Genomic DNA, 14,431 nt, shown 5'->3' with positions numbered 1-14,431 from the left:
ACCGTTCCGACGTCGTTTCTGACAACCGTCCACGCTCAGGAGGTGTTCCGGGACCCCTACCTGTACGCGCAGAGCGAAATTCGACCGGCGGTGGAAAGTCCCGGTCGGGGGGTTCGGGCGGGGTGTACGCGCCCGCCACGGTCGTCCACAGCCTGTGGACGGAATCTCCACCGCCTGTGGACAACCGGTCCGCACGGGGTTTTCTTCCCGCCGGCGCGGGGTCGGCCCGGAACCGGACACGCGGCACCCCGGGGCGGAAACGGCGACGCCGGCCCGGAGTCGCACTCCGGTCCGGCGTCGGGTCGCCCGTCTCGCGAGGGTCGGGGTCAGTGCCCCGCCTTCGCGTGGTACTCGTCCACGATCTCCTGCGGGATCCGGCCCCGGTCGGAGATGTCCTTACCGGCCTTCTTGGCCCACTCGCGGATGGCACGGTTCTGCTCACGGTCGGCGGTGGCGCCACCCCGACCCCGCGCGGCCCGGCCGCCCACGACCACACCCCCACGACCCACCCGCGTGCCGTGCGCGATGTACGGCGCGAATACGTCGCGCAATTTTTCAGCGTTGGAGGCGGAGAGGTCGATCTCGTACTGCACGCCGTCGAGCGCGAACTTGACAGTCTCGTCAGCGTCCCCGCCGTCCAGGTCATCGACCAGCTTGTGAATGATCTGCTTGGCCACGTCCCACATTCCTTTCGAGCAGGGTCACGCTCCTGCGAATACTCGCAAGCACGATAACCCGCCCGATGCTTGCTCCGTCAATAGGACCGGGTAACGAGCCGGAGAAGGTTTGCGCGCCTACTCGGGTCGGACCAACGGGAACAGGATGGTTTCCCGAATTCCCAGGCCGGTCAAGGCCATCAGGAGCCGGTCGATTCCCATTCCCATACCACCGGCCGGCGGCATTCCGTACTCCATGGCCCGGAGAAAGTCCTCGTCGAGTCGCATCGCCTCGTCGTCGCCGCGCGCCGCGAGCTGCGCCTGGGCCACCAGCCGCTCCCGCTGCACGACCGGGTCGACCAGCTCCGAGTACGCGGTGCCCAGCTCGAAACCGAGCACGTAGAGGTCCCACTTCTCGGCTAGGCCCGGCTCGCTGCGGTGGGCCCGGGTCAGCGGGCTGGTCTCCTCCGGGTAGTCGCGCACGAACGTGGGCGCCTGCAGGGACGGCACCACCAGTTCCTCGAACAACTCCTCCGCGAGCTTGCCCGGCCCCCACTTCGGGTCGACGGAGAGACCGACCTTGTCCGCGTACTCGACCAGGCGTGACCTTTCCGTGCGGACGGTGACCTCCTCACCGAGCGCTTCGGAAAGAACACCGAACAGCGTCACCGACCGCCACTCGCCGCCCAGATCGAACTCCCGGCCGTCGGCGTGCGTCACCACCGTGGAGCCGGCGACCGCGACGGCGGCCTGCTGCACGAGATTTCTCGTCAGCTCCGCCATCGTGTCGTAGTCGCCGTACGCCTGGTAGGTCTCCAGCATCGCGAACTCCGGTGAGTGCGAGGAGTCGATGCCCTCATTACGGAAGTTGCGGTTGATCTCGAAGACGCGGTCCACGCCACCGACCACCGCGCGCTTGAGAAACAGTTCCGGCGCGATTCGCAGATACAGATCGGTGTCGAGCGCATTGCTGTGGGTCACGAATGGGCGGGCCGCCGCGCCACCGTGCAGCAACTGCAGCATCGGCGTCTCCACCTCGATGAAGTCCTGCCCGTGCAGCGTGTCGCGCAGGCTGCGCACCGCGGTGGCCCGGGTGCGCACCATCTGCCGGGCCTGCGGGCGCACCACCAGGTCCACGTACCGCTGGCGGACCCGGGACTCCTCGCTGAGCGGCTTGTGCGCCACCGGCAGCGGGCGCAGCGCCTTCGCGGTGACCGCCCACTCGTCGGCCAGCACCGACAGCTCGCCGCGCCGGCTCGTGATCACCTCGCCGGTCACGCCGACGTGGTCACCGAGGTCGACCAGGCGCTTCCAGTCGGCCAACCGCTCCGCGCCGACCCGGTCCAGCGAGAGCATCGCCTGAAGCTCGGTGCCGTCGCCGTCGCGCAGGGTGGCGAAGCAGAGCTTGCCGGTGTTGCGGATGAAGATCACCCGACCGGTGACCGAGACCCGGTCCCCGGTGGCCGTGTCGGTGGGCAGCTCGGCGTAGCGCTCACGCAGCCGCGCGAGCGTGGTGGTCCGCGGGAAACCGACCGGGTACGGCTCGACCCCCTCGGCGAGCATCCGGTCCCGCTTCTCCCGGCGGACCTTCATCTGCTCGGGAAGGTCGTCGGCGGGGTCGGTGGGCAGGGCGTTCTGCTCGGTCACGGCACGCTTCCTCAGGCCTTGGGGAACAACGGCGGGGTCAGCCCATGAGCGTACTCAAGCGGCGTGGCGACCGTTACGGGATAACCTGCCCGCCATGACCGACCCCACTCCGGCGCTCTCGTTCGGCGCCGCCGCCGCCGCGTACGACCGGTTCCGGCCCCGCTATCCCGAGGCGGCCCTGCGCTGGGCGCTGGACGGGCTGGACGCCCCGGCCCGGGTGGTGGACCTCGGCGCCGGTACCGGCATCCTCACCCGGGGCCTGCTGGCGCTCGGGCAGCACGTCGTACCGGTGGAGCCGGATCCGGGGATGCGGGCGCAACTCGCGGCCGCCACGCCGGGCACGACGGCGCTGGCGGGCGGCGCGGAGGCGGTGCCGCTGCCGGACGCGTCGGCGGACGCCGTGCTGGCGGGGCAGGCCTACCACTGGTTCGACCGGGAGCGGGCGCACGTCGAGATCGCCCGCGTGCTGCGCGCGGGCGGCACGTTCGCGCCGGTGTGGAACGTCCGGGACGAGCGGGTCGCCTGGGTGGCCGAGCTGACCCGGATCGCCCACCTCGGCGACACCGCCGGTGACGTGACCGGCCGGTACGCCGACTTCGGTCCCGCCTTCACGCCGGTCGAGGTGGGCGAGTTCGCGCACGCGACCACGCTCACGCCGGACCAGGTGGTGGGCATGCTGCACACCCGGTCGTACTGGCTGACCGCCACCCCGGCCGAGCGGGCCCGGGTCGACGACGGGCTGACCGAGCTGTTCGCCGGCCACCCCGACCTGGTCGGCCGGGACACCGTCGAGCTGCCGTACCGGACGCTCGTGCTCCGGGCCCGCCGGCGTTAACAGGGGGCCCTTCCTCTACCGGAGGCGTTAATAGGGGGTCCTTCCTTGCACCTCAGGTGTTGCGCTCGTAGACCATCCGCAGGCCGATCAGGGTGATCATCGGCTCGTGGTGGGTGATGGTGCGGCACTCGCCGAGCACCAGCGAGGCCAGGCCGCCGGTGGCGATCACCGCCTTGACGTCGCCCAACTCCTCGGACATCCGCTCGACGATCCGGTCGACCTGGCCGGCGAAGCCGAAGTAGAGGCCGGCCTGGAGGCACTCGACGGTGTTCTTGCCGATCACCGAGCGGGGACGGGTGGCCTCCACCTTGCGCAACTGGGCGGCTCGGGCGGCCAACGCGTCGAAGGAGATCTCGATGCCGGGCGCGAACGCCCCGCCGAGGAACTCGCCCCGGTCGCTGATCACGTCGAAGTTGGTGGTGGTGCCGAAGTCCACCACGATCGACGGCCCCCCGTAGAGCGTGTACGCGGCCAGCGTGTTCACCACCCGGTCCGCGCCCACCTCCTTCGGGTTGTCGATGGCGAGCTGCACGCCGGTGCGGACGCCGGGCTCGACGATCACGCTGGGCAGGTCCGCGTAGTAGCGGCCGAGCATGGTGCGCAGCGAGCGCAGCGCCGCCGGCACGGTCGAGCAGGCGGCCACCCCGGTGATCTCCACGGCGTCACCGGCCAGCAGCCCGCGGAACATCAGGCCCAGCTCGTCCGCGGTGGAACGGGCGTCGGTCTTGATCCGCCAGGAGTGCACCAGCTTGTCGCCGTCGAAGGTCGCCAGCACGGTGTTGGTGTTTCCGATGTCGATGCAGAGCAGCACAGCGGCAGCCTAGACGGCGCTCGCGCCGCGGTCGAAGCGCGCGGAGTGAGCCGGGGTGGCGAGCCGCACGTCATTCCTCGCGCAGGTCGAGGGCGATGTCGAGGATCGGCGACGAGTGGGTGAGCGCGCCGACGGAGAGGTAGTCGACGCCGGTGGCCCCGTACTCGGCCGCCACCGGCAGGGTCAACCCGCCGGTCGCCTCCAGCTCCGCCCGGTCGCCGACCGCGGCCACCACCTCGCGCAGCTGCGCCGGGGTCATGTTGTCCAGCAGCAGGAACCCGGCCCCCGCCTCGACCGCCTCCACCGCCTCGGCCAGGGTGTCCACCTCCACCTGCACCGGGACCTCCGGGAACGCCGCCCGGACCCGGCGGAACGCCGCCCCGATCTCGCCCGCGGCCACCTTGTGGTTGTCCTTGATCATGGCGACGTCGTAGAGGCCCATGCGCTTGTTGGTGCCACCGCCGGCCCGGACCGCGTACTTCTCCAGCGCGCGCAGCCCCGGCGTGGTCTTGCGGGTGTCGAGCACCATGGCCTTCGTGCCGGCGAGAGCGTCGGCCCAGGCCCGGGTGTGGGTCGCCACCCCGGACATCCGGGAGAGCAGGTTGAGCGCCGTCCGCTCGGCGGTGAGCAGCAGCCGGGTCGGCCCGGTCACGGTGGCCAGCACGTCACCGCGCGCCACCCGCTGCCCGTCGTGGGCCACCAACGACACCTCGACCGTACGGTCGGCGCCGGTCACCTCGCCCACCAGCTCGAACACCGCGGCCGCCACCGGCAGCCCGGCCACCACGCCGTCCGCGCGCGCCACCAGGTCGGCCGTGTCCTGCTGTTCGGCCGGAATGGTGGCGACGCTGGTGACGTCGAGGAAGTCCGGGCCGAGGTCCTCGGCCAGGGTGTCGACGACGATCCGCCGGATCGACTCCGGGTCCAGGCCGCCGTCCCGCAGCGCCCGCCGCGTCGACTCGATCACGAAACATCCTCCCAGTTCTCGGTCAGCCGCCCGTCCGGGCCCACCTCGGCCACCAGGTGGCCCCGCCACCTGTCGTCCGCCGACGGGAAGTCCTCCCGCCAGTGGCAGCCCCGGGTCTCCCGCCGGGCGTACGCGGCGGCGACCAGCGTCGACGCCACCGTGATCAGGTTCGTCGCCTCCCAGTCGGCGGTACGCGGCACGCCCCGACCCGCGCCCAGCGCGGTGAGCGCGGCGGCGGTGCCGGCCAGCGTGTCCGCCGAGCGGAGCACGCCCGCGCCCCGGGTCATCGCCCGTTGCAGGTCCGGCGTGCCCCCGGCCGGCACCAGCCAGCCCTGCCCGCCGACCCAGGCGCCGGTCTCCGCCGGGCGGGCCTGCTCGGGCAGACCGGCGGCGATGTCCTCGGCGATCCGGCGGGAGAAGACCAGCCCTTCCAGCAGCGAGTTGCTGGCCAGCCGGTTGGCGCCGTGCACCCCGGTGCAGGCCACCTCGCCGCAGGCGTACAGGCCGGGGATCGAGGTGCGGCCGCGCAGGTCGGTCCGGACGCCGCCCGACGCGTAGTGGGCGGCCGGGGCCACCGGGATCAGGTCGGTCGCCGGGTCCACGCCGATGGCCAGGCAGGACGCCACGATGGTGGGGAACCGCCGGGCCAGGAAGTCGCCGCCGAGGTACCGGGCGTCCAGGTGGACGTGGTCCGCGCCGGTGGCGAGCAGGACCCGGTGGATGCCCTTGGCCACCACGTCGCGGGGGGCCAGCTCGGCCAGCTCGTGCTGGCCGACCATGAACCGCTTGCCGTCGCCGTCGACCAGGTGGGCGCCCTCGCCCCGCAGCGCCTCGGAGACCAGCGGCTGCTGGGCCAGGCCGGCGCCCGGCCCGCCGGCCGGCACGATCAGCGCGGTCGGGTGGAACTGGACGAACTCCAGGTCGGTGACGGCCGCGCCGGCGCGCAGCGCGAGCGCCACCCCGTCGCCGGTGGAGACCGCCGGGTTGGTGGTGGCGGCGAAGATCTGCCCCATCCCGCCGGTGGCCAGCACCACCGCGCGGCCGAGGACGGCGCCGACGCCGTCCTCGCTGCCCTCACCGAGCACGTGCAGGGTGATCCCGCAGGCCGGACCGAGGCCGCCCGGCCCGTCGCCGGGCGCGCGCAGCAGGTCCAGCACCAGCGCGTGCTCGACCAGCCGGATCCAGGGGTCGCGGCGTACCGCCGCGTGCAGCGCCCGCTGCACCTCGGCGCCGGTGGCGTCGCCGCCGGCGTGCACGATCCGGTCGGCCCGGTGCCCGCCCTCCCGGGTGAGCATCAGCGAGCCGTCCGGGTTGCGGTCGAACTCCGCCCCGATCCGCATCAGCTCGCGGAGCCGGGTCGGGCCCTCCTCCACCAGCGCCCGCACCGCGGCCGGGTCGCAGAGGCCGACGCCGGCCACCTCCGTGTCGTACGCGTGCGCGCCCGGGCTGTCCGTCGGGTCCAGCACCGCGGCGATGCCGCCCTGCGCCCAGCGGGTGGAGCCCTCGTCCATGTCGACCTTGGTGACGACGGTGACGTGCAGGCCGGCCTCGCGCAGATGCAGCGCGGCGGTCAGCCCGGCGACCCCGGAGCCGACCACGATGACGTCGGTCGTCTCCACCCAACCGGGCGCGGGCGCCGCGAGCAGCCGGGGCAGCGCCGGCAGGTCGACGGTGGATAGGTCCATGCGGACAGTCAACCCGAAGCGTCCTCGCTCCGGGCCACGGGGGCGGGACGAGTGGTTTCGGCTACCTCGTCCGGAGCGGCAGCCCGGCCGGGCCGGCGCCCTTCAACGAGGCGGTCACGGTGCGGTCGCTGAGCCACAGGTAGCACCGGACGCCCCGGTCGCCCACCGCCCAGCGGGCCGCGCCGGGCGGGCGCACCACCACGCCGCTGCGGTAGCGCAGGACCGGGTCGGCGGGCACGCCGGCCCAGCGCGCGACGGCGCCGTAGCAGCCGTCGTAGAGCGGCGCCCAGTCCGCCGGCCGGCTCGGGTACGGGCGGGCCGGCGCGAGCCAGACGCCGACGAACTCGGCGTCGTGCGCCACCGCGCAGTCGACCGGCGTGAGCGTCTGCACCCGCCGCCGGTCCTGTCCGGTGCGCTGGCAGCCCAGACGCAGCGGGGACGGCGGCTTGAGCGCGTCCCGGAGGCTGCCGGTGCGGGTCACCACGGTGGCCGCCGCCTCGACCGTGTTCAGCTCGGTCAGGTCGCACCGGAACCAGCGGGAGCCGGCCGTCCAGCCGGCGCCGGTGGGCACCGCCACGGCCAGCCGGAGCCGCCCGGCCCGCCAGTCGTCGCCGACGAAGCCGCTGGCCCGGGTGTCGCACTCGGCGAAGGCGGTGCGCAGCTCGGGTGAGTCGAGCGGGGGCGGCGTGGCCCGGCCGACGGTGAACGCCCCGACGTGCACGGTCTCCACCCGGTGCGGCAGGTCGCAGCCGACCGGGGCGTACGCGGCCAGGCCGACCGTCGGGGTGAAGTCGGCGACCTGGCACACCCCGGCCGCCGGGGTGAACGGACCGGGCCGACCCATCGACGCCCAGTCGTCGGTGAGGTCCCCGTCCAGCCCGCCCGAGGAGGCGCACCCGACCAGCGCCGCTGTCGCGACCACGGCGGCGACGAGGCTCCCCAGCCTACGGCCCATCGCGCCTCCCCCAGCCCGACGACCGTCGATTCCGACGGTCCGCTCAGGGTAGCCGAAAATGACCTTCCGGTAACAGACCGCGCCGGCCCCCACCTCCGACCCCGTGGATCTTGCAGTTGCGGCCCGGATGAAAGGTGCAGACCGGGCGAACGAGGGGCCGAAAGTGCAAGATCGACGGGGGAGGGCGGGGGCAGGGGCGGGGGACGAGGGGGTCAGTTCAGGGCGGCGGCGAGGGGGTTGGGGACGGGGTCGCCGGCGGTGCCGGGGGCGGCGGTGGTGGGGTCGGCGGTCAGGTCGACGACCTTGTTGTCCGCGTCGACGTGCACCACGCGGGGCTGCCAGGCGCGCGCCTCGGCGTCGTCCATCTGGCCGTACGAGATGAGGATGACCAGGTCACCGGGGTGCACCAGGTGCGCGGCGGCGCCGTTGATGCCGATCACGCCGCTGCCCCGCCGGCCCGGGATCACGTACGTCTCCAGCCGGGCGCCGTTGGTGATGTCCACGATCGCGACCTGCTCGCCGGGGATCAGGTCCGCCGCGTCGAGCAGGTCCTCGTCCACCGTCACCGAACCGACGTAGTGCAGGTCGGCCTGGGTCACCGTGGCCCGGTGGATCTTCGACTTGAGCATGGTCCGGAGCATCGGGGTGCCTTTCCGCATTCGTGGTGGGGTCAGGGACGCGGCGCGAGGTGGAGCGCCGTGTTGTCGATCAGTCGGGTGGCGCCGACCCAGGCGGCGATCAACAGCCGGGCCGGGCCGGAGACCGGACCGGGCTCCAGGTCGGTGTCGGTGAGCACCAGGTAGTCGAGGCGGGCGTCCGGCGTACCCGGGTCGAAGGCCCGGTGCGCGGCGGCCAGCACCGCCCCGGCGTCGTCGCCCCGCTCGGCCGCCGCGACACCCGCGCGCAGCGCGGCGGACAGGCTCAGCGCGGCCCGCCGCTCGTCGGCCGACAGGTAGCGGTTGCGGCTGGACAGCGCCAGGCCGTCCGGCTCCCGCACGGTCGGCACCCCGACGATCTCGGTCGGCACGTCGAGGTCACGGACCATCCGGCGCACCAGGGTGAGCTGCTGGTAGTCCTTCTCGCCGAAGAAGGCCAGGTCGGGGCGGGTGAGCTGGAGCAGCTTCAGGACCACGGTGAGCACGCCGTGGAAGAAGCCGGGCCGGCTCAGTCCCTCCAGGTCCTCGCCGAGCGGGCCCGGGTTCAGGCGCACCGTCGGCTGGCCCTCCGGGTACATCTCGGCCACCGACGGCGCGAACACCAGGTCCGCCCCGGCCCGCCGGCAGATCTCCAGGTCGGAGTCGAGCGTGCGCGGGTAGCGGTCGAAGTCCTCGTTCGGGCCGAACTGCAGCGGGTTCACGAAGATCGTCACCAGCACGTGGTCGGCCCGCTCGCGGGCGGCCCGCAGTAACGTCTCGTGCCCGGTGTGCAGCGCGCCCATGGTCATCACCACGCCGACGGTGCCGGTCAGCCCCTCCCGGGCCGCCGCCAACTCCTTGCGCGTGTGCAGCACGTCCACCATCAGGGCCTCCCGGTTCGCGACTGCGGGGCTCGCAGACCCGGCTCACTCCTCGCGCTCACGCCACAACCTCCATCCCGTCCAGCACGTCCCGCAGCGACGCGGCGTCCGCCGGGCGCAGCCGGCCCGCCGCGACGGCGCGGTCCGCCGTCCGTCGGGCCAACGCCAGGTAGGCCGGTACGGATTCCGGCGCGGTCCGCGCCAGCCGGTCCAGGTGCCGACGTACGGTGCCCGCGTCGCCCCGGGACACCGGGCCGGTGAGCGCGTCGTCGCCGAGCCGCAGCGCGTTCTCCAGGGCCGCCCGCAGCAGCGGGGCGAGCACCTTCTCCGGCCGGTCCACCCCGGCGTCGCGCAGCCGGTCGGCCGCCTCGTTGACCAGGGTGACCAGGTGGTTCGCGCCGTGCGCCAACGCCGCGTGGTAGAGCGGCCGGTCGGCCTCCCCCACCCACTCCGGCACGCCGCCCAGGTCGGCCACCAACCGGGCCGCGAACGGGCGCAGCTCGGCCGGCGCGGTCACGCCGTAGGAGCTGCCGGCGAGGCGGGACAGGTCGTCCGGCGTACCGGTGAAGGTCATCGCGGGGTGCAGCGCGAGCGGCCGGGCGCCGGCCGCGGCGGCCGGGGCCAGGACGGCCAGCCCGTGCGCGCCGGACGTGTGCGCGACCACCTGGCCGGGGTGCAGCGCGCCGCTCGCGGCCAGGTCGGCGACCACGTCGGCCAGGGCGTCGTCGGGTACGGCCACGATCAGCAGGTCGGTGGCGGCCCGGGCCACGGCGGCGGCGGAGCGGTGCGGGGTCTGCGGCAGGAGCAGCGCCACCCGGGCCCGGCTGGCGCCGGAACCGCCCGAGGCGGCCACCACGCGGTGACCGGCGGCGGCCAGGGCCGCGCCGAGCACGGAACCGACCCGGCCGGCGCCGAGCACGCCGACGGTGAGGGTGCGGGGGAAGACGAGCGGGGCGCGAGTGGCCCGCGGGCGCAGCGGTGCGCTCATGGCAGCGATCCAGTCCTCGAAGGGGGTACCGGTCGATGGCAAGTATGCGCCCGGGTGACAGACCGGAAACAAGAAGGTGTGAAAACCTTCACCGACCGCCCGGAGCGCCCGCTCCGGTGGCGGAGGAACCCCCCGTACGGGTACGTCCGCGCCGCTCCACGCCGGGCCGGCGGGTCGCCGGACGGCACCGGCCAGGGCGGGCCGTAGGGTCGGCCCGGTGACGTCCGGGTACCCCGCGCTGCGCTGGCGCGACGCGATGGAACAGGCCCTCTACGGGCCGGACGGCTTCTTCGTGGCCGGCCCCGGCCCCGCCGCCCACTTCCGCACCAGCGTGCACGCCTCACCGGTCTTCGCCGCCTGCCTGCTGCGGCAGCTCACCGCCGTCGACGAGGCGCTGGGGCGGCCGGCCCGGCTGGACGTGGTCGACGTGGGCGCCGGCCGGGGCGAGCTGCTCCGCGCGCTGCTGACGCGGGCCGACCCGGACCTGGCCGACCGGATCCACCCGGTCGCGGTGGAACGCGCCGAACGCCCCGCCGACCTGCCGCCCGGCATCGACTGGCGCCACGAGATCCCCGAGGGGATCACCGGCCTGCTGCTGGCCACCGAGTGGCTGGACAACGTCCCCCTGGACGTCGCCACCCCCACCCCGGACGGCTGGCGGCACCTGCTGGTCGACCCCACCACCGGCCACGAGACCCCCGGCCCCACCGTCTCCCCCACCGACACCACCTGGCTGACCCACTGGTGGCCCCCCACCCCGACCCGGGCGGAGGTGGGGAGGACTCGGGACGAGGCGTGGGCGGAGGCGGTGGGACGGGTCGAGCGGGGGCTTGCGCTGGCGGTGGACTACGGGCACCTGCGGGACGCCCGGCCCCTGGACGGGACGCTGACCGGGTACCGGGACGGGCGGCAGGTGTCGCCGGTTCCCGACGGGTCGTGCGACGTGACCGCGCACGTCGCCATGGACTCGGTGGCCGCCGCCGGCGCGCGGGTCGCGGGGTGCGCGTACACCCTGGTGTCGCAGCGGGAGGCGCTGCGGGCGCTCGGAGCCGACGGCGGCCGACCACCGCTGGCCCTGGCCTCCCGGGACCCGGCCGGCTACCTGCGCGCGCTGGCCGGCGCGTCGGCGGCGGCCGAGCTGACCGACCCGGCCGGCCTCGGCGGGCACTGGTGGCTGCGGCAGCCGGTCGGCGTCGCGCCCGAGGCGACCATGGCACGATGACGGGCATGACCACGGACGCCGGCGACCTCCGCGAGCTGACCGTCGGGACCGGCGCCGGCGGTGAGCAGCTCGGCACCGACATGGTGCTCAACATCGGGCCGCAGCACCCCTCGACGCACGGCGTGCTGCGGCTGAAGCTGGTGCTCGACGGGGAGCGGGTGATCGCCGCCGAGCCGATCGTCGGCTACATGCACCGGGGGGCGGAGAAGCTCTTCGAGGTACGCGACTACCGGCAGATCATCGTGCTGGCGAACCGGCACGACTGGCTGTCGGCGTTCTCCAACGAGCTGGGCGTGGTGCTCGCGGTCGAGCGGCTGATGGGCATGGAGGTGCCGGAGCGCGCCACCTGGCTGCGGATGGCGCTGGCCGAGCTGAACCGGGTGCTCAACCACCTGATGTTCCTCGGCTCCTACCCGCTGGAGATCGGCGCGATCACGCCGATGTTCTACGCGTTCCGGGAACGGGAGACCATCCAGGCGGTGATGGAGGAGGTCTCCGGCGGCCGGATCCACTACATGTTCAACCGGGTCGGCGGCCTGAAGGAGGAGGTGCCCGCCGGCTGGACCGGGCGGGCCCGCGCCGCCATCGCCGAGGTACGCCGCCGGATGCCCGACCTCGACCACCTGATCCGGCGCAACGAGATCTTCCTGGCCCGCACCGTCGGGGTCGGCGTGCTCTCCGCGGCCGACGCCGCCGCGTTCGGCGCGTCCGGGCCGGTCGCCCGGGCCTCCGGGCTCGACCTGGACCTGCGCCGGGACGAGCCCTACCTGGCCTACGACCAGCTCGACGTGCCGGTGGTGACCAAGACCGCCGGGGACTGCCACGCCCGGTTCGAGGTGCTGCTCGACCAGGTGTACGCCTCGCTCGACCTCGCCGAACAGTGCCTGGACCGGGTGGACCGGATCTCCGGGCCGGTGAACACCCGGCTGCCCAAGGTGGTCAAGGCGCCCGAGGGACACACCTACGCCTGGACCGAGAACCCGCTCGGCATCAACGGCTACTACCTGGTCTCCCGGGGCGAGAAGACGCCGTGGCGGCTCAAGCTGCGCACCGCCTCGTACGCGAACGTGCAGGCGCTGTCGACGCTGCTGCCCGGGTGCCTGGTCCCCGACCTGATCGCCATCCTCGGCTCGATGTTCTTCGTGGTCGGCGACATCGACAAGTGAGTCCGGGGCGCGGTCAGCGCCAGCGGTCGTCGGCGTCGCGGGGCGGGTGACCGTAGCCGCCGGGCTCCGGCCGGCGCCACTCCGGCTCGGGCTGCCGCCACTCCGGCTCGACCTCGCGCCACTCCGGCTGGCCGCTCCGCTGCGTCGGCGGTCGCCACTCCTGCGGCACCGGGACCCCACCGGCCGGCAGCGCCGGGTGGCTCTCCGGCGACCAGCCGCCGGCCGGTTCGCCACGGACGGAGGCCCACCGGTCCTCGACCCGGTACTCGGTGCTCCCGCCGTCCTTGTGCACCGCGGCCCGCCGCTCCCCGACCCGGATCTCCCGCCCCCGGTCGTCGTCGCGGACCGCCGCCCAGCGGTTGCCGGCGGCCCGCACCTGCGACCAGTGCGCGCCGTCCGGCTCGGCCACCTGCGCCCGCCCGGCCTGCTCCACCGGCGGCCAGGAGCGGTCGCCTCGCGCCCCGCCCGCCGCCGGACCGGTCCGGTCGTCACCCGGGCCGGACCAGTCGCGCTGCTCGTCCGCCGGCCGGTCCGATCCCGGGCCCCGCGACCAGCCGTCGTCCGCCGGCCAGCCCCGCTGGCCGCCCGCGGCCCGGCCGACACCCGCCCAGGGGTGCTCGCGCCCGTCACCGGTCCGCGCGTATCCGTCGCCGGACGGGCTCGGTCGGTAGCCGTCGTCCGGGGGTGCGGCCCGGTAGCCGTCACCGGACGGGCCGGTGCGGTAGGCGTCCTCCGCCGGGGCGGCCCGGTAGGCGTCACCGGGCGCGCCGGCCCGGTAGCCGTCGTCGCGGGCGCCGTCGTCGCGGGGCCAGGTCCGTTCCGCGCCCGGACCGGACCGCAGGCCGCCCAGCCAGCCGTCCTCCTCAGAGCCGGACCAGCCGGATCGGGCCGGCTCGTCCCGGCCCGACTCGCGGTGCCCGACGCCCCGGTGGTCGGCCGCCTCCGCACCCCGCGGCCGGTCCTCCGCTCCCGGTGACCAGCGGCCGGCGAACCCGCCGTACCGGCCACCCGCCGGTTCGCCACCGTCCACGATGGTGTGCCGGGTGGTGACGTGCACCGTCTCGGTGTGGTGAACCACGCCGACGGGGCGGGGCTGCTCCGGCCGGGCCGGCTCGGCCACCCGCGCCGCGCCGTAGACACCGGCCGACGGTCGGTCCTGGCCGTATCCGCCGGTCGACGACCGGTCCTGGCCGTATCCGGCGGCCGACGGCCGGTCCGCGCCCGGCGTGCCGGCGGACGGCCACTCCGTGCCGCGCGGGTCGGACCGGGCCGGGTCGGCGCCGTAGCCGGCGAAACCCGGGCGGTCCGCGCCGGAGCGGTCCGGGTCGGCCCGGTAGCCGCCCGGCTCCGCGCGCTCCCCGGCGTACGGGCCCGACGGGTCGGCGTCGTACGGCTCGGGCCGGCCCCAGCCCGTACCGGCGTGAGCGTCGGGGCGGTCGACGTCGGGCCGGGACGCGTCGTCGGCGCCGTAGCGCGTGCCCGACGACCGGCCCGGGGCGTCCTCGTCGCGGCCGGCCGGGTGCGCCCGTCCCGCGTCGTACGCGCCGGCCACCGGCACCCGGGCCCGTCCGCCCGGGCGCTCCTCGGCGGGCGCGGCGGCCAGCCCCGCGGCTGCCGCGTCGAGCCGCTGACGCACCGCGCCGGCCGTCTCCTCCGCCCGCCGGGCCTGGTCGAGCGCCTGATTGCCACGTTGGGCGGCGGCCACGATCTCGGAGCGCAACTCGCGCCGGAGCTGCTCCAGCTCCTCGCGCAGCTCCTCGGCCCCGGCGTCACCGGAGCCGTTCTCGGCCCGCAGCGCGATGGAGAGGCCGATCAGCACCACGGCGAGGATCGCCAGCACGGCGCCGAAGCGCAGCGTGCCGTTGCCATCGGCGACCAGCAGGATGAGCGCCGCCAGGGGCGCCAACCCCACGCCGATCCAGAACAGGACGGTCAGTGGCGTCGGGGTGCGCTTGTCGGCGGGGGCGACCGAGGCGGGCATGG

The 14,431-nt window shown here is 74.8% G+C and carries 13 protein-coding genes; 3 read left to right on the top strand and 10 right to left on the bottom strand.

Going from position 1 to position 14,431, the window contains the following annotated elements; translation table 11 throughout:
- Positions 1-326 precede the first annotated feature (326 nt).
- Positions 327-677, bottom strand: a complete 351-nt coding sequence (locus GA0070622_RS04045) for a histone-like nucleoid-structuring protein Lsr2 (protein ID WP_172967898.1) — start codon at positions 675-677, stop codon at positions 327-329.
- Between the two features lie 117 nt (positions 678-794).
- Positions 795-2,303 carry a lysine--tRNA ligase gene (gene lysS / locus GA0070622_RS04040; RefSeq protein ID WP_091568691.1) on the bottom strand — a complete coding sequence of 503 codons (1,509 nt, stop codon included), beginning with the start codon at positions 2,301-2,303 and terminating at the stop codon, positions 795-797.
- Positions 2,304-2,397: 94 nt separating this feature from the next.
- Between lysS and GA0070622_RS04035 the strand changes: the two genes are divergently transcribed.
- The gene (locus GA0070622_RS04035; protein ID WP_091568688.1) at positions 2,398-3,138 is read left to right on the top strand and encodes a class I SAM-dependent methyltransferase; all 741 of its coding nucleotides are present in this window, start codon (positions 2,398-2,400) and stop codon (positions 3,136-3,138) included.
- A gap of 52 nt (positions 3,139-3,190) precedes the next feature.
- On the opposite strand, the gene GA0070622_RS04030 is transcribed toward GA0070622_RS04035, so the two are convergent.
- From GA0070622_RS04030 to GA0070622_RS04000, 7 genes are all read right to left on the bottom strand, one after another.
- Positions 3,191-3,949 (bottom strand): type III pantothenate kinase, encoded by a 759-nt coding sequence (locus GA0070622_RS04030; protein ID WP_091568686.1) that lies wholly within the window; start codon positions 3,947-3,949, stop codon positions 3,191-3,193.
- Positions 3,950-4,019: 70 nt separating this feature from the next.
- Positions 4,020-4,916 carry a carboxylating nicotinate-nucleotide diphosphorylase gene (gene nadC, locus GA0070622_RS04025; RefSeq protein ID WP_091568683.1) on the bottom strand — a complete coding sequence of 299 codons (897 nt, stop codon included), beginning with the start codon at positions 4,914-4,916 and terminating at the stop codon, positions 4,020-4,022.
- A complete protein-coding gene (locus tag GA0070622_RS04020; RefSeq protein ID WP_091568681.1) occupies positions 4,913-6,601 on the bottom strand; it encodes an L-aspartate oxidase in 1,689 nt (562 codons plus the stop codon). Before GA0070622_RS04020 ends, nadC begins: the two co-directional genes overlap by 4 nt.
- Positions 6,602-6,662: 61 nt before the next feature.
- Positions 6,663-7,556, bottom strand: coding sequence for a septum formation family protein (locus tag GA0070622_RS04015; protein WP_091568678.1), 894 nt, complete (start codon positions 7,554-7,556; stop codon positions 6,663-6,665).
- A gap of 212 nt (positions 7,557-7,768) precedes the next feature.
- Entirely contained in the window at positions 7,769-8,197 is a 429-nt protein-coding gene (gene panD, locus GA0070622_RS04010) for an aspartate 1-decarboxylase (RefSeq protein WP_091568676.1), read from the bottom strand.
- 29 nt (positions 8,198-8,226) lie between these two features.
- Positions 8,227-9,075: a pantoate--beta-alanine ligase gene (gene panC, locus GA0070622_RS04005; protein WP_091568673.1), complete on the bottom strand. Its 849-nt coding sequence runs from the start codon at positions 9,073-9,075 to the stop codon at positions 8,227-8,229.
- A gap of 55 nt (positions 9,076-9,130) precedes the next feature.
- Positions 9,131-10,060, bottom strand: a complete 930-nt coding sequence (locus tag GA0070622_RS04000; RefSeq protein ID WP_091568672.1) for a Rossmann-like and DUF2520 domain-containing protein — start codon at positions 10,058-10,060, stop codon at positions 9,131-9,133.
- A 256-nt stretch (positions 10,061-10,316) separates the two neighbouring features.
- Here GA0070622_RS04000 and GA0070622_RS03995 point away from each other — a divergent pair, with 256 nt between their 5' ends.
- Entirely contained in the window at positions 10,317-11,282 is a 966-nt protein-coding gene (locus GA0070622_RS03995; protein WP_091576855.1) for an SAM-dependent methyltransferase, read from the top strand.
- Complete coding sequence (locus tag GA0070622_RS03990; RefSeq protein WP_176558974.1) at positions 11,279-12,448, top strand: NADH-quinone oxidoreductase subunit D; 1,170 nt, start codon at positions 11,279-11,281, stop codon at positions 12,446-12,448. The genes GA0070622_RS03995 and GA0070622_RS03990 overlap by 4 nt, the downstream gene beginning before the upstream one ends.
- A gap of 13 nt (positions 12,449-12,461) precedes the next feature.
- Here GA0070622_RS03990 and GA0070622_RS03985 read toward each other — a convergent pair whose 3' ends face one another.
- Positions 12,462-14,429 (bottom strand): hypothetical protein, encoded by a 1,968-nt coding sequence (locus GA0070622_RS03985; protein ID WP_091568669.1) that lies wholly within the window; start codon positions 14,427-14,429, stop codon positions 12,462-12,464.
- Positions 14,430-14,431: the final 2 nt, after the last annotated feature.

Origin of the sequence: Micromonospora sediminicola, assembly GCF_900089585.1 — a bacterium.
In the GTDB taxonomy this organism is placed as follows: Bacteria; Actinomycetota; Actinomycetes; order Mycobacteriales; family Micromonosporaceae; genus Micromonospora; species Micromonospora sediminicola.
The sequence above is the reverse complement of the archived record's forward strand: the minus strand, read 5'-3'. Positions and strand labels throughout refer to the sequence as shown.

Coding starts and splice junctions, on each gene's coding strand:
- GA0070622_RS04035 (WP_091568688.1), top strand. CDS start 2,398: ATGACCGACCCCACTCCGGCGCTCTCGTTCGGCGCCGCCGCCGCCGCG.
- GA0070622_RS04020 (WP_091568681.1), bottom strand. CDS start 6,601: ATGGACCTATCCACCGTCGACCTGCCGGCGCTGCCCCGGCTGCTCGCG.
- GA0070622_RS04015 (WP_091568678.1), bottom strand. CDS start 7,556: ATGGGCCGTAGGCTGGGGAGCCTCGTCGCCGCCGTGGTCGCGACAGCG.
- panD (WP_091568676.1), bottom strand. CDS start 8,197: ATGCTCCGGACCATGCTCAAGTCGAAGATCCACCGGGCCACGGTGACC.
- panC (WP_091568673.1), bottom strand. CDS start 9,075: ATGGTGGACGTGCTGCACACGCGCAAGGAGTTGGCGGCGGCCCGGGAG.
- GA0070622_RS04000 (WP_091568672.1), bottom strand. CDS start 10,060: ATGAGCGCACCGCTGCGCCCGCGGGCCACTCGCGCCCCGCTCGTCTTC.
- GA0070622_RS03995 (WP_091576855.1), top strand. CDS start 10,317: ATGGAACAGGCCCTCTACGGGCCGGACGGCTTCTTCGTGGCCGGCCCC.
- GA0070622_RS03990 (WP_176558974.1), top strand. CDS start 11,279: ATGACGGGCATGACCACGGACGCCGGCGACCTCCGCGAGCTGACCGTC.
- GA0070622_RS03985 (WP_091568669.1), bottom strand. CDS start 14,429: ATGCCCGCCTCGGTCGCCCCCGCCGACAAGCGCACCCCGACGCCACTG.